Source organism: Flavobacterium sp. WG21 (assembly GCF_000335775.1).
In the GTDB taxonomy this organism is placed as follows: Bacteria; Bacteroidota; Bacteroidia; order Flavobacteriales; family Flavobacteriaceae; genus Flavobacterium; species Flavobacterium tructae.
On record NZ_AMYW01000004.1, the window covers coordinates 230,691 to 253,590 of the forward strand.

Here is a 22,900-nt window from a genome sequence, read left to right on the forward strand (position 1 = left end):
TACCTATTCGCGCTGAGCAAAAAGTATTGCGTTTGTTTCTAAATCTTCTTAGATTAATTCCTGTGCAAGTTCAAACAGGTAATTTTTAAAATTAAAATCTTCAGAGAATAATGTCTTGTATTTTTCTAAGGAGCAGGACATGCTTATTTCAACTGCGTTTGGATAGCTGCTGCAGATTAAGTCTATACCCTGAGTAAAATCATTGACCGAGTGCTTTTTGCTGTTTTCGGCCACAGTGGCATCCAACTGTTTTTCGCTTTCACTGCTAATAAAATTTAGCATACCTCCTATTTCACTTTTTACCGAAACCTCATAAATACGCTCTACATCTTCGCAGATCACCTCATAAGGAATCTGTTGATGCATAAGTGTTTCCATATAGAGACTGTAAACTTCTTTTACGTACCTGTCTTTTGTGGTTTTTGAAGGATTCAAAACCGGTAAAGGCAGAAAATTATTTACAACCCCCAACACTTTATGGCTTTCGATATCATTAGTTCCTAATTCTCTTGCCTGTACCAAAATCAGCTGCAAAGCTTTGTCAGTATGTTTACTAAGTATTAACTGATGTAACGCTGTAAAGAAAGCCGAAGGAGTCAGACCGGTTGCATTTATGATTTTCGAAAGTGTTGCAAAATCATCGGCTGTTATCGTGGCCGTTTGCTGTACACAGTCGATCAATCCAGCAGGGGCTTCCTCTGTCTGCTCTTTTCGCACAACATCTTTTAAGGTTTCCAGCCAGTATTTTCTATGCTCATTTGCTTCTGCCGAGTGCAAATATGATTTTTGCCAGGCCGCAAACTCATAATACAAAGTATGATTGATTTCTAAAGGTTGATCGTTAAAATAAGCTCTCAGGTTTTTAAGCAAAATCATGTTGGTAAAAGCATCTGTTAGTGCGTGATGTATGCTTATAAAAACATAAGAGTTTTGATCTGACACATTATTTGCCTCCTGTATCAAAAGTACTTTTACTAGTGCTCCCTCTATTACATCAAAAGGCTTAGACAATAAAGCTGTAACCTGTTCTTTGTTTACTTTTGTTTCATAATAAACTTCAATTGGGACTTCTGAAGAAGGCAGCATGCGCTGTTTTACAAGTTCATCTTCTTTATAAAACTGAGTTCTCAAAATTGGGAACAGCTCCATAAACGATTTAAACCTTTTTAAGAAATCTTCTTCTGAATCAAATTTAGAAGCGACTATTGGACCTATAATCCCCTGAGACATGGTCTTACTAAGTATAAAATTCTGATTTGGCGTGATCTGAAAATCTGCTGCTGTATTGATTTCAACATCCTCGTTCTGATGTGCCTGACTTTCGCTTAATAAGTTTAAATGATTTACCAGCGTAACCAAATGATTTTTAAAGGCACTGGACAATTCATCCATTGTTTCTTTTTCAAATAACAAAGAAGAATAGCCTATGTTCATTTTGAGTTCTCCGAGTGAGATCATCCCTACAACACTAAATCCAAGATTATTATGATTGGCTGCACTTGAATTTCCACCGATACTTTCCCTTCCATACCTGAACACCGAATCATTTTCTGATGAAACCTCATATCCAAAATCACCCAGGTAATTGTACTCCAAATCAAAGGTAGTACCGAGGTCAACGTCGTCATTTAGAAAATGTAAGACACTGTATCCTATACCTTTGTTCGGAATTTTCAACAAGTCTTCTTTTACTTTAACTAAATTTTCCAATGCATCATGCTTTGATACATTTAATACAAAAGGATAAAACGATGTAAAGTATCCTACAGTGCGGCTTATGTCTACGGTATCAATGATTTCTTCTCTTCCGTGACCTTCCATCTGTACGGTCACTTTGTCTTTATGCAGGGTATCTTTAATAGCCAGTCCAAGACAGGTTAAAATGATATCATCGATTTGTGTGTTCAGCAAAGCATGCGCTGAGGTCTGCAAAAGCGTTGTGGTTTCTTTATCTAAAACCATTGCGGTGGTGGTATCGCAATTGAGTTTGTAAGCTTCATTTTCTTTCAACTCGCATAAAGGGGTACCGCGCTGCCTGCATATTTCCTGCCAATAAGAAAGTTCTTCGGTTGTTTTTAGCTCTTGTGCATGTGCTTTCAACTCTTTTGCCCAGGTTTGATAAGAAGTGGTTTTATAAGGAAGCTTATATTCGTTTCCGTCTTTACTATTCGCATACAAATCGGCAAAATCCTGTAATAAAATCCTCCAGGAAACTCCATCTACCACTAAGTGATGAATAATAAAAGCGATACGATCACCATCCTTTAATCTAAAATGAGCGATTCTTACCAAAGGTCCTGTTGCCAGATTAAAAGAAGACTGTAATGCTATTCCGGTATTTCTGATCGTCGTCAGATGATCCTCATCTTCCCTTAAATCGTAAAAATGGATGGTATAACTTTCTTCTGTACTGCTTTTATTGTATTGCTTTCTGGTATTATTTTCTTCCGGAAAAGCCATTCTCAGTACATCATGGTGTTGTACCAGCTGATCGATACATGATTCTAAAACCTGCGGATCAACCTCATCCTGAGTCTGAAGTAAAACAGTGTGATTGTAATACTCAGGTGCATTAAAAATTTTGTTTCTCACTTTACTGAAGAAAAATTCCTGAATAGGAGTCAAAATCACTTCTCCTGTCACTTCTGACTGATCGAGTATCTGATCGTTCTTTTGTAATAATGGTACAAGGTCTTCCAGTTTAGGCTTTGATATGATATCTCCTGCTTTAAGTGCAAATCCGTGTTGTTTGAGTTTGGAGACAATCTGAATCGATTTAATGGAATCTCCCCCAACGGTAAAGAAATTGTCCTTAATTCCGATACCTTCTTTCTTTAACACTTCTTCCCAAACACTTACCAATAATTTTTCTTCAAACGTTGTGGCGGCCACAAAGGTATGATTATCGTCAAGTACCGCATTACTATGCAGTGCAGGCAATGCCTTTTTATCGATTTTTCCGTTAATTGTAAGCGGCATCTGTTCGAGCTGCACATACTTTTGAGGAATCATATATTCAGGAAGAATTTTGGAAAGGAAAGATCTTATGTTTCCGGGATTGATGGTTTCCGATGCCACAATATAAGCTACAAGCTCCTTTGCTCCTTCATATCCTTCTTCCACACCCACAACAGCTTCGAGTATCTGATCGTCGGTTAACAGCTGTTGTTCTATGGCAGAAAGTTCGATGCGATAGCCTCTTATTTTTACTTGTTCATCGTTACGCCCTTCGTAGATGATATTCCCTTCTTTTGTCCACTTGCCTAAATCTCCTGTTCGGTACAGATTCCCTTTCTCAGCAAAAGGATTTTTAATAAACTTATTGTTTGTTAATTCTTCGCGGTTTAAGTATCCTCTCGCAACTCCTGTCCCTCCGATACATATTTCTCCTACTACTCCTACCGGAACCAGATTGTTGTGGTGATCCAGGATATGTATTTTAGCATTCGAAATTGGTTTTCCAATTGGAATATTACGGTAGGCCTCTGTATTGCTTTCGGGCATTTTAAAAACAGTTCCACAAACACTGGCTTCTGTTGGACCATAAGCATTGTAATAGGTTCCGTATTTAAAATATGGTTTCATGATTTCATAATCCGGCGCCTCTCCTGCTGTGATGAGTGTTTCTAATGTCTTTAAATCATCTATGTCGACCAGGGCAATATAAGAAGGCGGTAATGTCGCAATATTAATTTTATTTTCTTTTATGAAAGCAGTAAGGGTATTGGCATCTTTTCGCTGTTCATCATTTGCCATATAAAGACTTCCTCCTGATAAAAGAATCATAAATGTTTCCCATACCGACGCATCAAAAGAGAAGGGTGCAAACTGCAATCCTTTGTTGCTCTCATTCAGTTTAAAATAATCGATTTGCGAAAGGATGGTATTTACGATCTGACCGTGTTCAATCATCACTCCTTTTGGAAGTCCTGTTGATCCCGAAGTATAAATTACATACGCCAGATCAGAAGGGGTTACCTCAATTGCTATCGAATCGCAGTCACTTACATCAAAACCTAAATCTACTGCTATTAAAGCTCCGGTGTAAAATTCCAGATCAAACATATAGGAAGTTGTGGTAATGAGCAATTCCAACTGTGTATCAGAAATGATATGCTCTTTTACCTGATTAGGCATTTCAGGAGCAATCGGAACATAAGCACAGCCCTGTTTTAAGATCGCAAGTATAGCAATGATATTCCATTCATTACGGTCTAACTGTATTCCGATGAGTTTTCCTTTTTGAATTTTATAATGTGCCTGAATGTAACGTGCCAGATCATCAGAAGCCTTATCTAAAGCGGCATAGGTAAAGTTATTTTTACCCGCCACAAGAGCCACTCCCTCCGGAGTTTGTTTTACTTGTTTTTCAAATAATGACAATAAGGTTTCGTCTTTAGAATAGTCCAGTGTAATGTCGTTAAAATCCAGTACCAGTTCTTTTCTTTCTTCAGCAGACAGGTAATCAATTTCCTGAAGAGGAATATCGGACTGTAAAACAATTTTCTCCAGTAATTGTTTGAAATGTGTCATCAAACCTGCTACAAATTCAGCTTCAAAAACGTCTGTATTGTACACCAGATGGCAGCATAAATGCTCTCCTTCTTCCATAAAATTGATGTCTAAATCTGTCAGTACTGAAGTTTCTCCCAACTGTTTTATGGTGTCAATCTGACTTTCATCTACCTTGAATTGATGGCTGTTATCAATCGCATTCTGCAATAGAATCATCACATCAAACAGAGGTGATCTTGACATGTTTTTATTATAGTTGATAAGTTTCAGTACATGATCAAAAGGATAGAACTGACAGTCTAAGGCTGATAATGTATTTTCTTTTACGGTGTCAAAAAACGTACTGAATGTCTGTTCCGGATCGATCTGATTGCGCAGTGGCAGGGAATTGATATAACATCCTATCTGTCCTTTTAAATCGGCATGGTCACGTCCGCCAACTGCCGTACCTATAATAATATCCCTGCTATTGGTGTATTTATAAACCAGTACATTCCACACGGCAAGCAATCCCATAAATATACTTCCTTTTTTATCTGAACAAAGCTTTTTAAATTCTGCTGTTGTTTGTTTCGAAAGGTAACTTTTAAGAGCAAAACCATTGACTGTTTTAACGGCCGGTCTGCTTTTATTATTTGTAAAGTTAATTATGGGTAATTCTCCGGAAAATGTGTCTTTAAAATAAGCTTCCTGATTTTTAAAGAAACCACCGGCAAGCTGTTCATTTTGCCAAACCGCATAGTCTTTGTACTGAACATTCAGTTCCGGAAGTTCATGAGGAAGTCCCAGTGAAAATGAGGTATAAAAAGCAAAAATGTCTTTAAACAGTATTTCAAGAGACCAGGAATCGCTTATCACGTGATGTATGTTGCAGTAAAAGATAAATTCACTTTCTGCTAATTGAAATAAATACACTCTGATCAAAGGACCATTCTGAATATCAAATGGTTCGTTTACATCTTCTCTGGTGAAGTTTTTTACATCTTCTTTCCCTTTATTTGAATTTCTAAAGTCAAAAAACTCAATTGTAAAATCTATTTCGTCTTTTTCCAGAATATGCTGTCTGATTTCTCCCTCTTCACTAATTCTGAAAACGGTACGCAATGACTCATGTCGTTCTATGGTGCTTAATACTGCACGTTTAAAGTTTGCAACATTTATATCCTGTTTGAGATAAACCGAATTTGGAACGGCATAATTGAATCCTTTTGCTTCTGTATCTAAAAGTATAGAAGATAACATTCTAAGCTGGCTTGACGAAACTTCGTAGCTGTTTTGTTTCTCTGCTTTCGGAATACTGTTGTGTTTGTTTACAGACGAGTATTTGGTAAGATAGGAGACAATTTCCTGTTTGTTTTCTTTTATCTTTTGAATAAGCACCTCATCTATAATGTCATTCTTAAAACCAAGTTTAAGATCTGTACCTTCTAATGATATTGTAATATTATTTTCATATATCTCATTTAATAAATTGACCATTTCATTTCGTTTTTGGTTTTACATGATGTTTGTTTACAAGTAATAATGTGTTTCAATCTTCTTTTGTTTTGGTTCGTACAAAAGAAAAGTCAGGTGTTTTTTTTAGATTGTCATTACCGATTTATAGGTACTCTCTTCCTGAAGTGTCACAAGCTTTAATCCCATATCAATCTCTGCGGCCAATTCTTTGATGGTCGATTTTTGGTAGAAATCTTTAATCTTGATTTCGATGTCAAATCGTTTCTGAATCAGTTTAAGCATGGTAACGCCTTTTAAAGAATTGCCTCCTAAGGCAAAGAAATCATGTAAAACTCCAATTTCATCTTTACTAAAAAATGATTTCCACATTTCAACAAGCTTTTCCTCGGTTTCATTTGATGGTGGTACATAGTTTACAAAAGACACCGCATTATCCTCTAAATCATCCTGAAAGGCTTCACTGTCATCATAGTGTTCTGTGGTGAGAGGTGTGGCAATAGCGCCCTCTTCTGATCCTGAAAAATTGAGAAACGCGAATGGATTTACTTTTACAGGCAGTTTTGTTTTATTAAATACATAACCCGGCATTGACACTCTGTATGGTTTTTGCTCTCCGTAGTAAGTTTCCCAGTTAATATCGATACCATTCATCCACAATTCCCCTAATTTTTGACAAAGATGCTCCTGATCATTAATTTCCTGTTTTGGATGTCTGACCAGATTTATAGCGGTATTATTGGAAGTTTCATTGTGCTGTTGCTGTTGAAACAAAGTGGTCAAGGTATTTCCTGGTCCGACTTCAATAAAAATGCTATCCGATTCTTTTAACAATGTGGCTAATCCGTCTGAGAATCGTACCGTATGACGCAAATGATCAACCCAATATTGCGTTGATACCGCTTCTTCTGAACTGATCAGTTGTCCTGTAAGATTGGATACGAAAGGAATCTTAGGTGTTGAGAATTCGACTTTTTCTAACTCCTCTCTAAATTCATCCAGCACTGAATCCATTAAAAAGGAATGCCCTCCTAATGAAATTCTTAGTTTTGAACATAAAATTTCTTCGGTCTCCAATATTTCTATTAGTGCATCGATAGCAGCATCGGTACCAGATAAAACACAAGATTCCGGAGAATTAACCACTGCCAGACTCACCTGATCATTTAGGTAGGTTTTTATTTTTTCTTCAGAAAGCGATACACTTAACATGCTTCCTCCCGGCGTCTTGTTCATCAATAAAGCACGTTTAGCCACCAATTTTACACCGGTTTCAAAAGAAAATACTTCGCTTAAACAAGCCGCAACATATTCTCCTGTACTGTGTCCTATTAATTTGTCGGGAGTGATTCCCCAACGCATCATTAATTTGGCTAAAGCGTATTCAAAAACAAATACGATAGGCTGCGTGAATTCATTTTTATTAATGTCTGTATTTTTTTCCGCAGCTGAATTTTCTTCATACAAAACCTTGGTAACATCTACTCCGGTTAACGCTTTGATAATCGAAAATCCTTTGTCTATGAGCTCTTTAAAATAAGGTTCCTTCTCATAAAGATTTTTACCCATGTTGAGGTATTGTGCTCCGGATCCTGTACACATGAAAACGATCTTTCTCTTTTGACTTAGTTTACCGGAATAAACGGACTTACTTAAAGGATCTTTTAAAGTTTCAATGGCATTTTCTCTGGAGTTGCTTACCAGAAAACGATTGTACTTAAACTGATTTCTGCCGACCTGCAAAGTATAGGCCATATCCTGAAAATTATCTTTTTCATTTTCTTCAAGAAACGAAGTTAACCTTTCCTGATAGGCATTTAAGGCTCCTACAGATTGTGCAGAAAAACGCAATAACTTATAAGAATTGTTTTCAGCGGTTTCTTCCTTCACCGGTGCTTCCTGTAAAATTACATGGGCATTATTTCCGCCTATTCCAAAGCTGCTGACACCGGCTCTTAAAGGCTGGTTGTCTTTCGATGTCCAGGCCGCTAATTCTGTCTGTACTTTAAAAGGTCCGGATTTAAAATTAATTTCCGGGTTTGGATTTTTAAAATGTAAAGACGGCGGAAGCATTTTATTTTTTAATGCCAGTGTTGTTTTAAGAAATCCTGTAATTCCTGCTGCACTGTCCAGATGCCCAATATTAGTTTTTACAGATCCTAAAGCGCAGTGGTGATTGGTATTGTATTCAAAAGATTTATTAAGAGCTTCTACTTCTATAGGATCGCCCAATTTTGTACCGGTACCATGTGCTTCAATATAAGTTATCGATTCTGGTGTTGCATCTGCAATCTGCTGTGCCTGTTTGATGCATTCGTACTGACCACTGATACTTGGAGCTGTATACCCTACTTTTCGGTTTCCATCATTGTTTACTACTGAGGCACGTATCACGGCATAAATCTGATCTTTATCGGCTATGGCGTCTTCCAGTCTTTTTAGAACGGCTACTCCGGCTCCTTCTCCGGATACAATACCGGACGAATCTTCATCAAAAGCTTTGCAGTGACCGTCTTTAGAATTGGTCATTCCTTCCTGATACTGGTGGCCTTTGTATACTTTTGAATATACTCTTACTCCTCCGGCAATTGCAATAGAACATTCTCTCATCAATAAAGAACGACAGGCCTGGTGAATTCCGACCAATGAACTTGAACAGGCTGTATCTACATAATAACTGGGACCTCTAAGGTTCATATTGTAAGAGATCAGAGTACTGATGAAGTTTTTATTGGAGATCTGATTCAGGTAAAATGAATTTACATTATCGTTATTGGTGATCATCGTATAGGCTCTCCAGTTCATATTATCTGAAGCAGACAAGTACAATCCGATTTTATCTTTGTATGTTTTAGGATTGTATCCGGCATCTTCCAGACCAAGCCAAACCAGTTCGTGCATCATACGTACCTGAGGGTCCATTGACATTGCTTCTTGTCTGGTGTATCCAAAAAAAGAATAATCAAAACTATTAGGGTCTTCCAGAGAAGCCTGTGCTTTTATCAAATCCGGATTAGCAAGTTCTTTTTCCGTTACTCCCGCCGCTCTTAACTCATCATCGCTGTAAAAATGAACTAATTCTTCTCCGTTCATTAAATGTTTCCAGAACTCATTAATATTATCTGACTTGGGATATTTACCTGAAATTCCAACAATAGCAATATCTTTTTTTCTAATATTATTTTCCATAGTAATTAAATTGCATCGTATTACATTAAGTTTATAAATTCATCCAGAGCTTCTGATATATCTTCCGGAACTTGTTCGGTTTGTTTTTCCTGTGAATCAACAGCATTTAAGTATTGAAGAAACTCCTCTACATTAGGGTTTTCAAATAAGGATACGACTTTAATATCAAGCCCTAATTGCTTATTGATTTCGTTAAGTATCTTGACAATCTTTATGGAATTGGCTCCCAGATCAAAGAAATTGTCCTGCAGACTTACTCTTCCTGCCTCTTTCCCCAATACTTCTGCAATGATTCCGGTAATCAGTTTTTCTTTCTCTGTTTCGGGTGCTACGTATTGTTTTTCGCTGGCTATTTTAATTCCAGGTGTATTCCCCAGTTCTTTTTTATCGATCTTTCCGTTTATGGTGATCGGCAGCTGTTTTAAGGCTATAAACTCTGAAGGAATGCTATAATGCGGAATTAAGTTTTTCAGGAATCCTCTTAGCTGCTCTAACGACAATGTATCATCGGATACCACTATATAGGCAATTAAACTTTTGATATTAAACTGATTGATCTCTACCATTACAACAGCTTCGTCAATTTGATTGTGAGCCAGCAAAGCTTGCTCTACTTCTCCGAGTTCAATTCGATATCCTGAAATTTTAACCTGGTCGTCTTTTCTTCCCAAAAATTCGATAGTACCGTCCGGCAGCCATTTTCCTAAATCTCCTGTTTTGTAAAGACGTTCGTTCTCTGCATACGGATGTTCAATAAATTTCTCTGCTGTAAGTTCCGGTCTGTTTAAATAACCTTTGGCCAATCCGGCTCCTCCTATGCATATTTCTCCAATAACTCCAACAGGTACTATTTTGTGATCCTTGTCCAGAATAAAGGTTTGGGTATTGGCAATCGGTTTTCCTATTGGTATATTTCCTAATGGTAAATCCTCTCCTTTAAGCAAGCCATACATTGCAGAACAAATACTGGTTTCTGTAGGACCATAGGCGTTATAATAATTCCCTAACTCCAAATATTCTTTTACCTTACTATAAACAGGAGCTTCACCTGCTGTGATTAAAGTTTTTAATCTTCTTAAAGAATTTACATCCATCAGACTCAAATAAGAAGGCGGTATTGTCGCTACAGCGATTTTGTTTTCGATAATGTATTTTTCCAGCATTTTTGGATCCTCACGGTGTTCTCTGTCGATTACAGATAAACAAGCTCCTGATAAAAGTGCTGTGAATATTTCGGATATTGAAGCATCAAATGAAAATGAAGCAAACTGCAATCCATTATCATTATTGGTAATATCGAAAAGTTCGATTTGAGCGAAAATGGTGTTTACAATCCCTTTATGCTCAATCATTACTCCTTTAGGATTTCCGGTAGAGCCCGAAGTATAAATGATATAGGCTAAATCATCCGTTGTAAGTTTTACATCTTCTAAATCTTTACTATAATTACTCGGTTCAAAATCGGTAACCAGATCAAGCAAGGTCCCTTTAAAATCATCACTGATCGTTATATGAGACTTATCTGCAAGGAGTAACTTTATGTTGGTATCGTCATAGATGTATGCTTTTCGGGATTCCGGATGTGCTGTGTCTATCGGAATATAAACCGCTCCCGCTTTCATAATTCCTAAAATCGAAATAATGACAGACGCATCTCTTTCTAACTGTACTCCTATAAAATCTCCTTTTACAATATGGTGATCCTGTCTTAAACAATTCGCCAAACGGTTCGAAAGATGGTCCAGTTCCTGATAAGTATACTTTTGATTTTTAAATGATAATGCTGTATTTTCAGGAGTTTTGGCAGCCTGAAGTACAAACAAATCGATTAATGTTTTATCAGTCGGATAGGATACTGAATTGGCATTAAAATCAATGATAAGCTCTTGTTTTTCTTCTTTCGATAGGTAATCTATGTTTTTTATCTGCTGCTTTGGATCTTGTACCAGTACTTCCAGCAATTGTTTGTAATGGTTTATGATACGTGATACAACTTCTTGTGAATACAGGTCGGTATTGTAAGTGATGTTAAAAGCGAGATAATCTCCCTGTTCCTGAAACGCAATATCCATATCGAACTTAGATACTTTATACCCTTTATCTTCTATCGTATAAAAAGCGGTCTGATCCAGATTTTTGTTTTCAGCAACATCTCTCATGTTTTGTAGCATAAGCATCACGTCAAACACGGCACTTCTGCTGGTATCGTTTCGGAGGTCAAGGTCGTCTGCCAAATTATCGAAAGGATACATCTGATGTTCATAAGACGAGAGGGTATTTTCTTTTACCGCTTGGTAAAAAGAATCAAAACTCTGCTCCGGATCTACTGCATTTCGCAACGGAAGTGTATTGATATAAAAACCTATCTGATCACTTAAATCGGCATGCTCTCTACCTGCAACAGGCGTTCCGATAATGATATCCTTTTCGGCGGTATATTTGTGAAACAAAACATTCCAGGCGGCCAGTAATCCTATAAACAAACTTCCTCCCTGATTTTGTCCGTACTTTTTAAGTCCATTTGTGACTTCCGGTGTAATATAAGTCCTCAGGCTATTCCCCGCATAAGTCTTAACGGTCGGTCTTGCTTTTTGATACGGCAGATCTAAAGTAGGAAGTTCTCCGGTCAGTGTTTTTAACCAATATTCTTTATGAACATTGTTTTGTTCCTGCTGCAATTGTTCCTGCTGCCAGACTGCATAATCTCTGTACTGGATTTTTAATACCGGTAATTCAGGTTCTTTCTCTTCCAGAAGCTGTTCGTATAGTGCCAGGGCATCTTTTGCCAGAACATTCATTGACCAGCCGTCACAAACAATATGATGTATGTTGTAATAAAAGATATAATCATCATCTGAAAGCTGCAATATACTGGCTCTTACCAACGGTCCGTTTGTCAGATCAAATGCTGCATAGGTGTCTTCTTTGATGTACTGCGCTACGTTTGTATCCTGATGCAGATCGGTTGTGTAATCTATATAATTTACACGGAACCCCAGTTCCTCTGTCGTTTTAACTACCTGTCTTACCTCACCCTCGTCATTGATTTTAAATACCGTTCGCAAAGCTTCGTGTCTGCTTATAGTAGCTTCTATTGCTTTTGAAAAACATTTTACGTCATACGCTCCTTTTAAAGCCAGGTGAAAAGGCATGTTGTATACTCCGGCACTTCCTGTAAACTGACTCAACACCCATAATCTGCGTTGTCCTGCTGAAACCGGATAATCTTCGGCATCCTGAACTTTTTGTATGGAGAGGTGTTTTTTTACTTCTGAGTTTCCAATCAAATTAGCATGTGCCTTGATGGTAGTACTTGAGAATACTTCTTTTAACCCCAGTTTTACTTCAAAAACTTTATGATATTGGTTGATCAGTTGTGTTGCTTTAAGACTGTGGCCTCCCAGTTCAAAAAAGTCATCTTCAGTTCCTACGGTATCTAATTGAAGTACTTCCTGCCAAATGGCTGTAATTTGTGTTTCAAGTTCATTTACCGGAGCCACATACGCTACGCTTGATGATCGGCCTTTATTTAATGTCAGTAAATATTTTTTATCTACTTTTCCATTTACAGTTAGCGGAATGGCATCAGTTTCTATAATCACAGAAGGTACCATATACACTGGTAATTTGCGTTCCAGATATCTTTTGATCTCTTTTGATTCTTCTTTTTGAGAACAAACAATAAAAGCAACAATCTCTTTTTCGTTCTCATTTTTACTGTCTACTAAAACAACTGCCTGCTGGATCCCGGGATGCTGCAGCAGCTGTTGTTCGATTTCACTTAATTCGATTCGGTAACCTCTTACTTTGACCTGATCGTCTCTTCGTTGTTTGTAAATGATCTCTCCATTGTCCATCCATCTGGCAATGTCTCCTGTTTTATAGGATAATGAACCATTTTCTGTTGCGATAAAACGTTCTGCATTAAGTTCCGGACGGTTTAGATATCCTTTTGCAACTCCTGCACCCGAAATTATAATTTCACCGTACATTCCAATATCGCAAGGATTACCCTGCTGATCTACAATCGTTATGGTGGTATTGGCAATAGGTTTCCCAATGCGTACCTCAGCCTGATCGCTTGTCATTTCTTTTATGATACAGCCTACAGTCGTTTCAGTTGGCCCGTATTCATTAAATATGCGGATATTTTTGTCGATGTCCCATACATTCTGCAATTGATTCTGAGTCAATTGTTCACCGCCGCAAATAATGATTTTAACGTTTGTTTTATCTATACTCAGCTCTTTCAGTAACGAAAGGTGTGAAGGCGTTAATTTTAAAGTATCAATATTCGGGTTGGTAAAGCTTTCTATAAGCAATTCGTTAATTGATTTTTCATCCGATCCGATCCACAATTGTTTTCCTCTGGTTAAACTTGTAAAAAGAGATGTTATGGTAAGATCAAACGAAATAGAAGTAATCAATCCCCAGTTTCCTGTTTCAGCATCCGTAAAATAATAGTCATTCGACCATTGTATATAGTTTAAAAGATTGGCATGAGTGATCAGACAACCTTTTGGATTTCCGGTAGACCCTGAAGTGTAAATGCAATAGGCAATATCTTCCGGATTGGCTTTATTAAATAGTGCCGTATCGGCCTGTGTTTGAAATATTTCTTCTTTAGACGGATCAAGAACGGTTAAATCAGTATAAATTTCTTCCCCAATTATAGCCGGTGTACTGATAAGTAGTTTACAGGCTGCATCTTCCAGAACAAATTGAATCCGGTCTTTTGGATAAGCGGTGTCCATTGGAATATAGTAAGCTCCGGCTTTCAGAATTCCTAAAACACTAATCATAAAATAAGGCGAACGATCCAGTAAAACCGCAACAGGATCTGCTTTTTGAATGCCACAATTCTGAATTAAATATTGAGCGAATTGATTTGATTTTTCGTCTAACTCTTTATAAGAAATAGTAACATCATCATAAGACAGCGCCGTGTTATTTCCTTGTACTACTGCCTGTTCGTTAAAGATTTCCAAAATAGAATCAAAAGAGGCATATTCTTTAGCCGTATCATTTGACGCCTCTATAATGGCCTGACCTGCTAAAACATTATTCTGATTGGTAAAAACTCCCTTAAGCTGAGAAGCCATTAAAGCTGCTGCCGCATCGGAGTAAAAAGCGGTATCGTAATACAAATCTATGGTTAAGCTGTCGCCATAATCTACAGCGTTAATCTTTACTTCAAAAACATCCGTTACACTAAACAGATCTCTTATTTTTAAAATATCTGAAGAATAATTGTCATTCAGCTCTGCATACTCAAACACATAGTTGAAGGTTGTAGCTTCAGTAACTTCCTTGTCATGAATTCTGTTTACATAGAAATAATCCGACCACATTCCAATTTCTGCAACTGTTTTTTTGATAAATGCAATGGCTTCTTTTTCAGATAGTGATGCAAATTCGTTCAGGCCAACCGGAAGTGTTTTTGCTACTAAACCAAATGTATTTTCAAGTTCGTTATAATATCTTTTAAACGGAAGGTATCCAATTGTAAAGGAGTCTTCGTCAAATTTTGACAGATAAGCCGCGAACTGAGACAATAGCAAATGTTCGGCTGAACTATCCTCCTGAACCATTTTGGCTTTTAGTTCGGTATAAGCATCTCCGTCAATAATGCAGATGGATTTTCTTTGAGGACTGAACGTCTGATTATTGCGATTCTTAAACGGTACAATGTCTTTGGTCAGATCTGTTGGATAATTTTTCCAGAAATTAACTCCTTCTTCTTCCGGATCACTGAACAACTGTTGTTGCCAGGCCGAAAAATCCTGATATTCTACCACTTCTCTCTCTTCTTTTTCATACGAAGTTTCGTCGAAGATGGCTTTGGATAGTTCGCTGCATAAAAAGGCGGTACTGTAACTGTCTGCCCAAAGTGAAAACAAACGCACTGCCAATACCTGATTTCCTTGTGAATCTTTCAGCAGACAAAAACGTATTGCACTATCTTTTAAAGGGTCGTACCCGTATCCTAAACTTTCTTGAACAGTCGATGTAATCGTAAACTGATCCAATGCCTGAACCGTTCTTTCGACTATTTCTGTTTGCTTTAATTCAGATACTGCCTGAACCGGGAAACCAACATTTGGCGCCTCGTTCATTTTAAACAATAAGGTTTCATTTTTACTTATTACGAGTGCTAATCCGCGTTTTAACTTTTCTATAGTCACATCGCTTTTCAGATCAATAACTACCTGATTAAAATAGTTTTGTATGTTTTTTTCAGCTACACTCCATAAGTTCATTTGATTTATTGAAAGCTGATATCCTTCAACGTTATTTATTGTTTCTTTTTCCATGATTTTAGTATCTGATTAATTAGGTATTCAAACTGTTCCGGCAGAACGCGAACAGTACTTTGTTTTTGGATTAGGTATGTTTAGAAATTAAAATAAGGAAGCTATAATTTGTCTGCTGCCTTCATAAGGGCTTCTTCCGTGTGACATCAACATGTTATCTAAGAACAGTACATCTCCTTTTTCCCACGGAAATAAAACGGTAGCCTTTTGATAGGCTTCTCTGATTTCTTCGATTTCTTCTTTCGAGATTTCGGTTCCGTCTCCGTAGAAGGTGTTGTTTGGAAGCTGGTCTTCTGAATTTACCAGATCAAAAAAGGAGGCTTCCAAGGCATATTTGTTAAAAAAGTAAGCGTGATTGAACCAAACTGAATCTCCTGTAGCCGGGTGTTCCCAAATTGCTTTTTTAGTCCATGTTAAAACTAAATTGGTATCGCTTTTCCATTCAAACGAAATGCCTTGTTCGTTGCAGGTTTTCTCTACTTCTTTTTGGTCTTCAGTCTGAAAAACTTCTTTCCAGGACAAACCATAAGCTTCGTTGAGGTTTCTCACATATTTCACTCCTTTTTCCAAAAACTTAGTTCTTGTTTTTTCGCTTAAATACTCCAGTACTTTTTTGTTATCGGCTATCGGAGTTTCACCTTGTTTGTCGGCCGGATCGATGCAGCAAAACACAATATTGCTTGGGTGAACGGGCGCATAGGAGCTTTCGCTATGCATTTCGATCGAATATTCTTTAGGATAAGTTGTCGTGTGGTACACGTTCTTTCCAACTGAATATCGAGGTGATGATCTTAAATTATATTCAAGAGGAGTATCTGCATATAATTTGCTGAAATTTTCAAATTTTTCAACAGTGTTAATGTGAAATCCTCTAAAAAGTATTGCTCCGTAGGTATTCACTTTTTCCTGAAATTCAGCTCTGTTCTGAGCTACCCAGTCGTTTAACTGCATTCCGACTGCCGATGGTTTAACTACCAATGGAAATCCTGCCTGACCTGGCCATACTGAATAGTCAACCTGTGCAACATCGGTTACTTTTTGAGCTTTAATCCCTTTTAATTTTTGTATACTATTGATCATAATTTTATTTTTTAGAATACAGCTTTTGACTGTAGTGTTTGTAATCAAAATATTTAGTTCGTAAGATTCAGAGTTTCACCAATCAGGTCGAACCAAAAATGATCTAACCTGATTCGCGGCTCAGTACTCTAATTTGAAAAAGAATTTTATCGCTGTAAATGCGATAAGCTAAAGGCTTTTATTTTTTAACCAATTTAAATTTGTTAGCATTAAGGCTTCTCAGGATTTGCTTGGTTTCTTTCTGGAAATCAATATCATCTATCCTTTCTGCTCTGTTTTCTAAAAGCTGTGACAATAAATACTTAAAGTCGTTCATCAGGATTTCGATAAAACTTTGATTGTACAAATCGGTGTTGTAATTAATGTTATAGTACAAGTGATTTCCTATTTCTTTAACATTAATAAGCATATCCAGTTTTGATCCTTTTTGATCCTGAACCACAATCTGATCAGTCTCTTCCTGTGTAAACAGTAAATCTTTATTATTTTCTGCTGCTCCGGTATTGTGATAGGATATCATAATATCGTACAAAGGATTACGGCTGGTATCACCTTTTATGGTTAAATCGTCCAGCAAGTTATCGAACGGATACATTTGATGTTTCATATTCTCAAACATGGCTTCTTTTACCTGATCAAATATCTGGTCAAAATTGTCCTCCGGATTGATTTGATTGCGGATCACAATATTGTTAAAGTAAAGTCCGATTTGATTTTCAAGATCTACATGATCTCTGCCCATAACCGGTGACCCTAGGCTAATATCTTTCTGATTGGTATATCTGTAAAACAATATGTTCCAAACCGCTACTACTCCTGTAAATAAGGTTCCTCCTTTTGTTTTACAGTAAGTTTCAAATTTTCTGGTGACCGTATCAGAAAGAAATGTTCTTAATGTTTGTCCATTATTGGTCATCATTTTGGGTCTTGCTTTCTGACTAGGGAAATCTAATACTCCTCTGTCTCCGGAAAGCGTTTGCAGCCAGTATTTTTTGTGCTGATCAAAAGCATTGTTTTCCAATTGCTGCTTTTGCCATACCGCAAAATCTTTGTACTGGATAGACAGGACCGGAAGCGAAGGCACCGTGTTATTTTTGAATGCGTTGTAAAATGCCAGTACGTCTCTCTTTAAGATGTTTATGGAAACTCCGTCTCCGATAATGTGATGCATGTTATAATAAAAAACATGTTTCTGATCGGATACCTGTAGTAACGCTATTCTTAACAAAGGTCCATCTGCAAGGTTAAACGGCTGTAAAGTATCCTGCAGTATATAATCTGCTACAGCATTTTCAATATTTGCCTCTCCTCTGAAATCTTCTTCCTGAATGGTAATGTCAGTTTCTGAAGGGGTAATAATCCATTGTCTGACCTCAGCATTTTCTCCTTCTTTAAATACAGTACGCAATGTTTCATGACGCTCAATAACAGCATCAATGGCTTTCTTTAAAAGCGGAATATCGTATCCTTCCAAGGTAAGCTGCGCAGGCATGTTATAGGAAGTATTATTTTCTCCCGATTGGCTCAACACCCACATGCGATACTGACCGCTTGAAAGCGGATAATTCGCTTGTTTCGCAACAGGGGTAATTTTTTCGATTTCATTGCTTTCAGCTGAAGCACCAAATAATAGTGGACAATGTTCCTCGATTGTTTTGTTGACAAATAAATCTCTAAGTTCTAACTTGATTCCGTACTCTTTATGGTATCGGGTAATAAGTCTTGTCAGTTTTAAACTGTGTCCTCCAAACTCGAAGAAATTATCGGTAACCCCTATACGTTCTCTGTCTAAAATTTCTTTCCAGATGGTTACCAACTGCTCTTCATTAGTATTGCGCGGAGCAACATAACCGCTTGCATCTGTTCCTTGTGATGCCAGTTTTGGCAAAGCTTTTTTATTTACTTTTCCATTTGAGGTAAGCGGCATTTCATCCAGAGGGATGCACAAAGTAGGCACCATATATTTAGGAAGACTTTCTAAAAGATATCCTTTAAAATCTTCCAGTGTATAATTGTCTTTAAGGACTACATAAGCGACTAATTCTTTCGAATAAAACTGATCTTCATGTACAATAACCGCGGCATGATTGGCATATGGGCAGATGTTTAAGGCTGCTTCTACTTCGCCAAGTTCGATTCTGAATCCTCTAATTTTGATTTGTTTATCGTTTCTTCCCAAATATTCGATATCTCCGCTTGAAAGTCGTTTGGCAACGTCTCCGGTTTTATAGAGACGTTCTCCAGGATTGAACGGATTGATCATGAATCGTTCTTTTGAAAGTTCAGGACGATTTAAATACCCTCTTGAAACTCCGGCTCCTGAAACAAACAATTCTCCGGCAACTCCCATAGGTACTAATTCCATATTTTCATCCAAAATATAGCAGCTCATTGTTGGGATTGGTCTTCCAATATCACTTACATTAAGGTTAATTTCACGTGTTCCGATCTCTTTAAAGGTTACGTGCACCGTTGTTTCGGTAATACCGTACATGTTGATCAGAGCACAATCCGGATATTGAGCCGCCCATGGTTTAAGAACTCCCGGTGTAAGCGCCTCACCTCCAAATATTACATAACGCACTTTCAAAGGATGTTTTTTGTCGATTACCTGCTCTTGTAAAGCATTGAATGCAGAAGGTGTCTGATTCAATACGGTTACTTCCTGCTCTGCTAAAAGATCTGCAAATGCTTCTGTATCTTTTGCAACCAGTTCAGGAACGATCACCAGTCTGCCTCCGTATAACAAGGCTCCGAATATTTCCCAAACCGAAAAGTCAAAACTATAAGAATGGAACAGGCACCATACGTCTTTTTCGTCAAAATCAAACAAAGGTTTTTCCGTAAAGAAAAGTCTCACTACGTTGCCGTGTTCAATCATTACTCCTTTAGGCACTCCGGTAGTTCCTGATGTATAAATAACATAAGCCAGGTTGTCTAAAGGTAAATCCAACTCTAAATTGGTCGTTTCATAAGCAGAAAGAAATGTATCTGCATGATCTAAATTTACCAGCTGAACAGGAATATCCAGTTTTACGGTTTCACTGCTTTTTGTGCTGACAAGTACTACATTTGACTTACTGTCATTTAGTATAAAACTGATACGCTCCGTCGGATATTCAGGATCAATAGGCACATACGCTCCGCCCGCTTTTAAGATTCCAAGTATTCCGATGATCATCTCAAAAGAACGGTTGATACACATTCCTACCATGACTTCCGGACCTACACCCTGCTCTTGCAAGTATCTGGAAAGCTGATTTGCTTTTTCGTTCAATACTTTATAGGTCATGTGTTTACCGTCTATAGTCAAAGCAACGGCGTCGGGAGTTTTTGCCGCTTTTTCTTCAAAAATCTCTACTATATTCTGATCTGCCGGATAATCTACTTCAGAGGCGTTGTAAGCTTTGGTAAGCACTTCGATTTCTGCTGCGCCCAGCATATTGAAATCTCCTATTGTGGTAAACTGCTCTTCGGCCATTTGACACAAGGCTGTTCTGAAATGTTCGGTAATCATCTGAACAAAAGCAGCCTCCATTATCGAACTGTTGAATGTAAAATCGATCACCAGTCTGTCTTTCAGCATAGGCTGAATCGAAAGTAAATAGTTGTTGTTTTCTTTCACATTTACACTCTCTATTTCTAAAACCGGTTTCTGCTTGCTGTCACTGCTTTTAGACGGATAGTTGGTAAACGATAATAAAGTGTCAAAACAATCTCCTTTTATTTCGTTCCATTGCTGAATTTTATTAAGAGACGTATGTTGGAAATTCCTAGCCGTTACAGATGTTTTCTGAAGCATTGCCAGAAAATCAGTAATCGTTTGATTCTGATCTATTTTTGCTCTTAACGGAATGGTATTGATATACAATCCTACTTTGCTGTCGTAATTGAGTTCAGCCGGACGTCCGGAAACGGTAACACCGTACACAATATCTTTAAAACCAGTGTATTTTGATAATAAAATGGCCCAGACAGCCTGTGTTAAAGTATTAGGTGTAACATGCTGTGCTTTAGAAAAATCATTTATTTTTTGCGTTAATTCCGCGTCAAAATCAATGGTAATACGCTCGTATTTTCCTTTTCCTTTGTTACGTTCGTGTAATGCTTTACAGAAAGGCAGTAATGAAGGTTCGTTAAAATCCTGCATATAAGTCTGCCAGAATTCTTTTTCTTCAAAGGCGTCTATCGCTTTAATATAATTGATAAAATCTTCGTATCGGTCTTCTTCCTGTGCCTCAGGTTCTACACCGTGCATTAGGTTGGTGTACGCACGTATCACTTCCTGAATGATCACTTGCCCGGACCATCCGTCCCATAATACGTGATGTTTTGTCCAGATCATTTTATAAGTACTCTCTCCAAACTTAGCCAGCGTGATACGCATTAAAGGCGGGTTTGTAAAACTAAAATCTTCGAATCGGTCTTCGTCTTTTAGTTTTTTAAAGGTTATGTCTTTTTCCTGATCGGTACTGCCGGTTAAATCAACCAATCGCAACGGAACTTCTACTTCTTTGTTTACAAACTGAATCGGAATATTTACTTTGTCGTAAATAAAACCGGTTCTTAGGATGGTATGATTGTTAATGACATGCTGCCAGGCTTTTTTAAAGCGAACTACATCCAGTTTAGACGAAAAAGTAACATCAAACTGGGTATGATAAGTGGTATTTTCTTTTGCTCCGGTACTGTACAAATAGGTACTGTGAAATAAAATCCCTTCCTGAACAGGGCTTAATCCGTACATAGAAGAAATGTTTTTTCGGTCCAGTTTAAAATCTTCTTTCTTTAAATAAGCAATAATATCGGCTTTGTTTTCTTTAATGAACGAAGTTATGTCCTGACGTTCGGTGATAATCTTAATATCAGAAGGTGTAAGTTTTCCTTCTTTTCCTAATAAAACTAAATCCTGTCCGTTAATTTTAAGCTGAAACCCAAGGTCTTTTAAGTTTTTTATGAATTTTTCCATGATTTTAAAAATATTTTCTTGTAACGTAGTCACTCTTTGCTGTTAATATGAAATAATACGGTGCGTTATCGAATGGTAATCAGAATACGGCAATTCCTCTTAAGGTATCTTCGTGTTCCGTAGCCGTTGTAAGGATACTTTCGATACTTTCTAAAAAGGAAGTGATGGTTTCAGCTTTAAAATAAAGATCATTGTAGGTGAGTATAAAGTCAAAACTGTTTTCTCTTTCCTGTACTAAAAGATTAAGATCGTATTTTCCTAATCCCTGATTTTTATAGTTAAAAGGTTTTCCTTCTTCTTCTGTAACGGCATCGTATCGGTCGTACAAATACAAAACATCAAAAAGTGCTGTTCTGCTCATGTCTTTTTTAGGATTGATTTCTACAACCAGCTTGTCAAATGGAATTTCTTTATTGCTGTATGCCGTTTGCCAGGTATTGGCAACCACTGTGCAGGCATCTTCAAGTGTTCCATTTCTGTCCAGTACAGATCGCAACACTACCAAATTTTCTATGGGTCCTACCGTTGATTCTGTAAGATGGTTGCGCATGTTCATCAAGGTACCGATCACGATATCCGAAAGTCCTGAAAACTGAGCCAAAGCCATCTTATAAGCAGCCAAAGTCACCATTTGCGGACTAGTGCCGTTAACTGCTGCAAAGGATTGTAAACCATCTTTATTAAAAGAAAAAGAACTCGTTGCAGTTTGATAAATATGAACCGGAACGCGTTCTGAATCCGTAGGAAGATAGAGTACCTGATTATCGGTTAACTGTTTTCTCCAAAAAGCAACCAAGCTTTCTGTTTCGTAAGGATCGACAGCTTGTTCCCATTCTGAAAAATCTTTGTATTGCATGGTAAATCCTAATGAATCTTCGGGATGCGAAACGAAACTTAAAAAATCTTCTTTGAGAATCTTAAGACTATAACGGTCTGCTACTACATGATGAAGTACAAATAGTATCCTGATCTGATTTTCCAAACGTTCAAAATAGGCTTTTACCAATACTCCATTTTCAAAATCAAAAGATATCTTGCGCAATTCTTCCTGATTTTCTTTCAGATTAAGCTGTTCTTTAAGCAGCTTTTTTATATCCGTTTCTTCAGGAGTTGTAATGACTTGAAAAATCTGATCACCCTCTCTCACGATTTTGGTTCTTAAAACATCATGACGGTTGATCAATTGTGTAAAGGCGCGATAAATTTCTTCGGTACTTACCTCTTTTTCTATTGTAAAACTCAATGGTATATTATGGTAAACAGGTCCTCCTTCGTAGAGATAATCTCTTTCGAAATGGTCGATGAACCACATCCTTTGCTGGTGATAGGATACAGGTAATTTCATATGTTATGGTATTAAATAGTGATAGTTATTAGG

General features: G+C 37.4%; 6 protein-coding genes. All 6 read right to left on the reverse strand.

Annotated features, from left to right (window positions below):
• Positions 1-48 precede the first annotated feature (48 nt).
• The 6 genes from C245_RS0105295 to C245_RS0105320 all read right to left on the reverse strand — a co-directional run bounded on the left by C245_RS0105295 (position 49) and on the right by C245_RS0105320 (position 22,867).
• On the reverse strand, positions 49-5,994 hold the full coding sequence (locus C245_RS0105295; protein ID WP_026109884.1) for a non-ribosomal peptide synthetase: 5,946 nt from the start codon (positions 5,992-5,994) through the stop codon (positions 49-51).
• Positions 5,995-6,096: 102 nt separating this feature from the next.
• Positions 6,097-9,159, reverse strand: a complete 3,063-nt coding sequence (locus tag C245_RS0105300; RefSeq protein ID WP_035746267.1) for a type I polyketide synthase — start codon at positions 9,157-9,159, stop codon at positions 6,097-6,099.
• A 20-nt stretch (positions 9,160-9,179) separates the two neighbouring features.
• Complete coding sequence (locus C245_RS0105305) at positions 9,180-15,473, reverse strand: non-ribosomal peptide synthetase (RefSeq protein WP_026109886.1); 6,294 nt, start codon at positions 15,471-15,473, stop codon at positions 9,180-9,182.
• Positions 15,474-15,560: 87 nt separating this feature from the next.
• Positions 15,561-16,553 (reverse strand): TauD/TfdA family dioxygenase, encoded by a 993-nt coding sequence (locus C245_RS22720; RefSeq protein ID WP_035746294.1) that lies wholly within the window; start codon positions 16,551-16,553, stop codon positions 15,561-15,563.
• A 178-nt stretch (positions 16,554-16,731) separates the two neighbouring features.
• Positions 16,732-21,522, reverse strand: coding sequence for a non-ribosomal peptide synthetase (locus tag C245_RS0105315; RefSeq protein ID WP_017495541.1), 4,791 nt, complete (start codon positions 21,520-21,522; stop codon positions 16,732-16,734).
• Positions 21,523-21,601: 79 nt separating this feature from the next.
• Positions 21,602-22,867, reverse strand: a complete 1,266-nt coding sequence (locus C245_RS0105320; RefSeq protein WP_081603512.1) for a condensation domain-containing protein — start codon at positions 22,865-22,867, stop codon at positions 21,602-21,604.
• Positions 22,868-22,900: the final 33 nt, after the last annotated feature.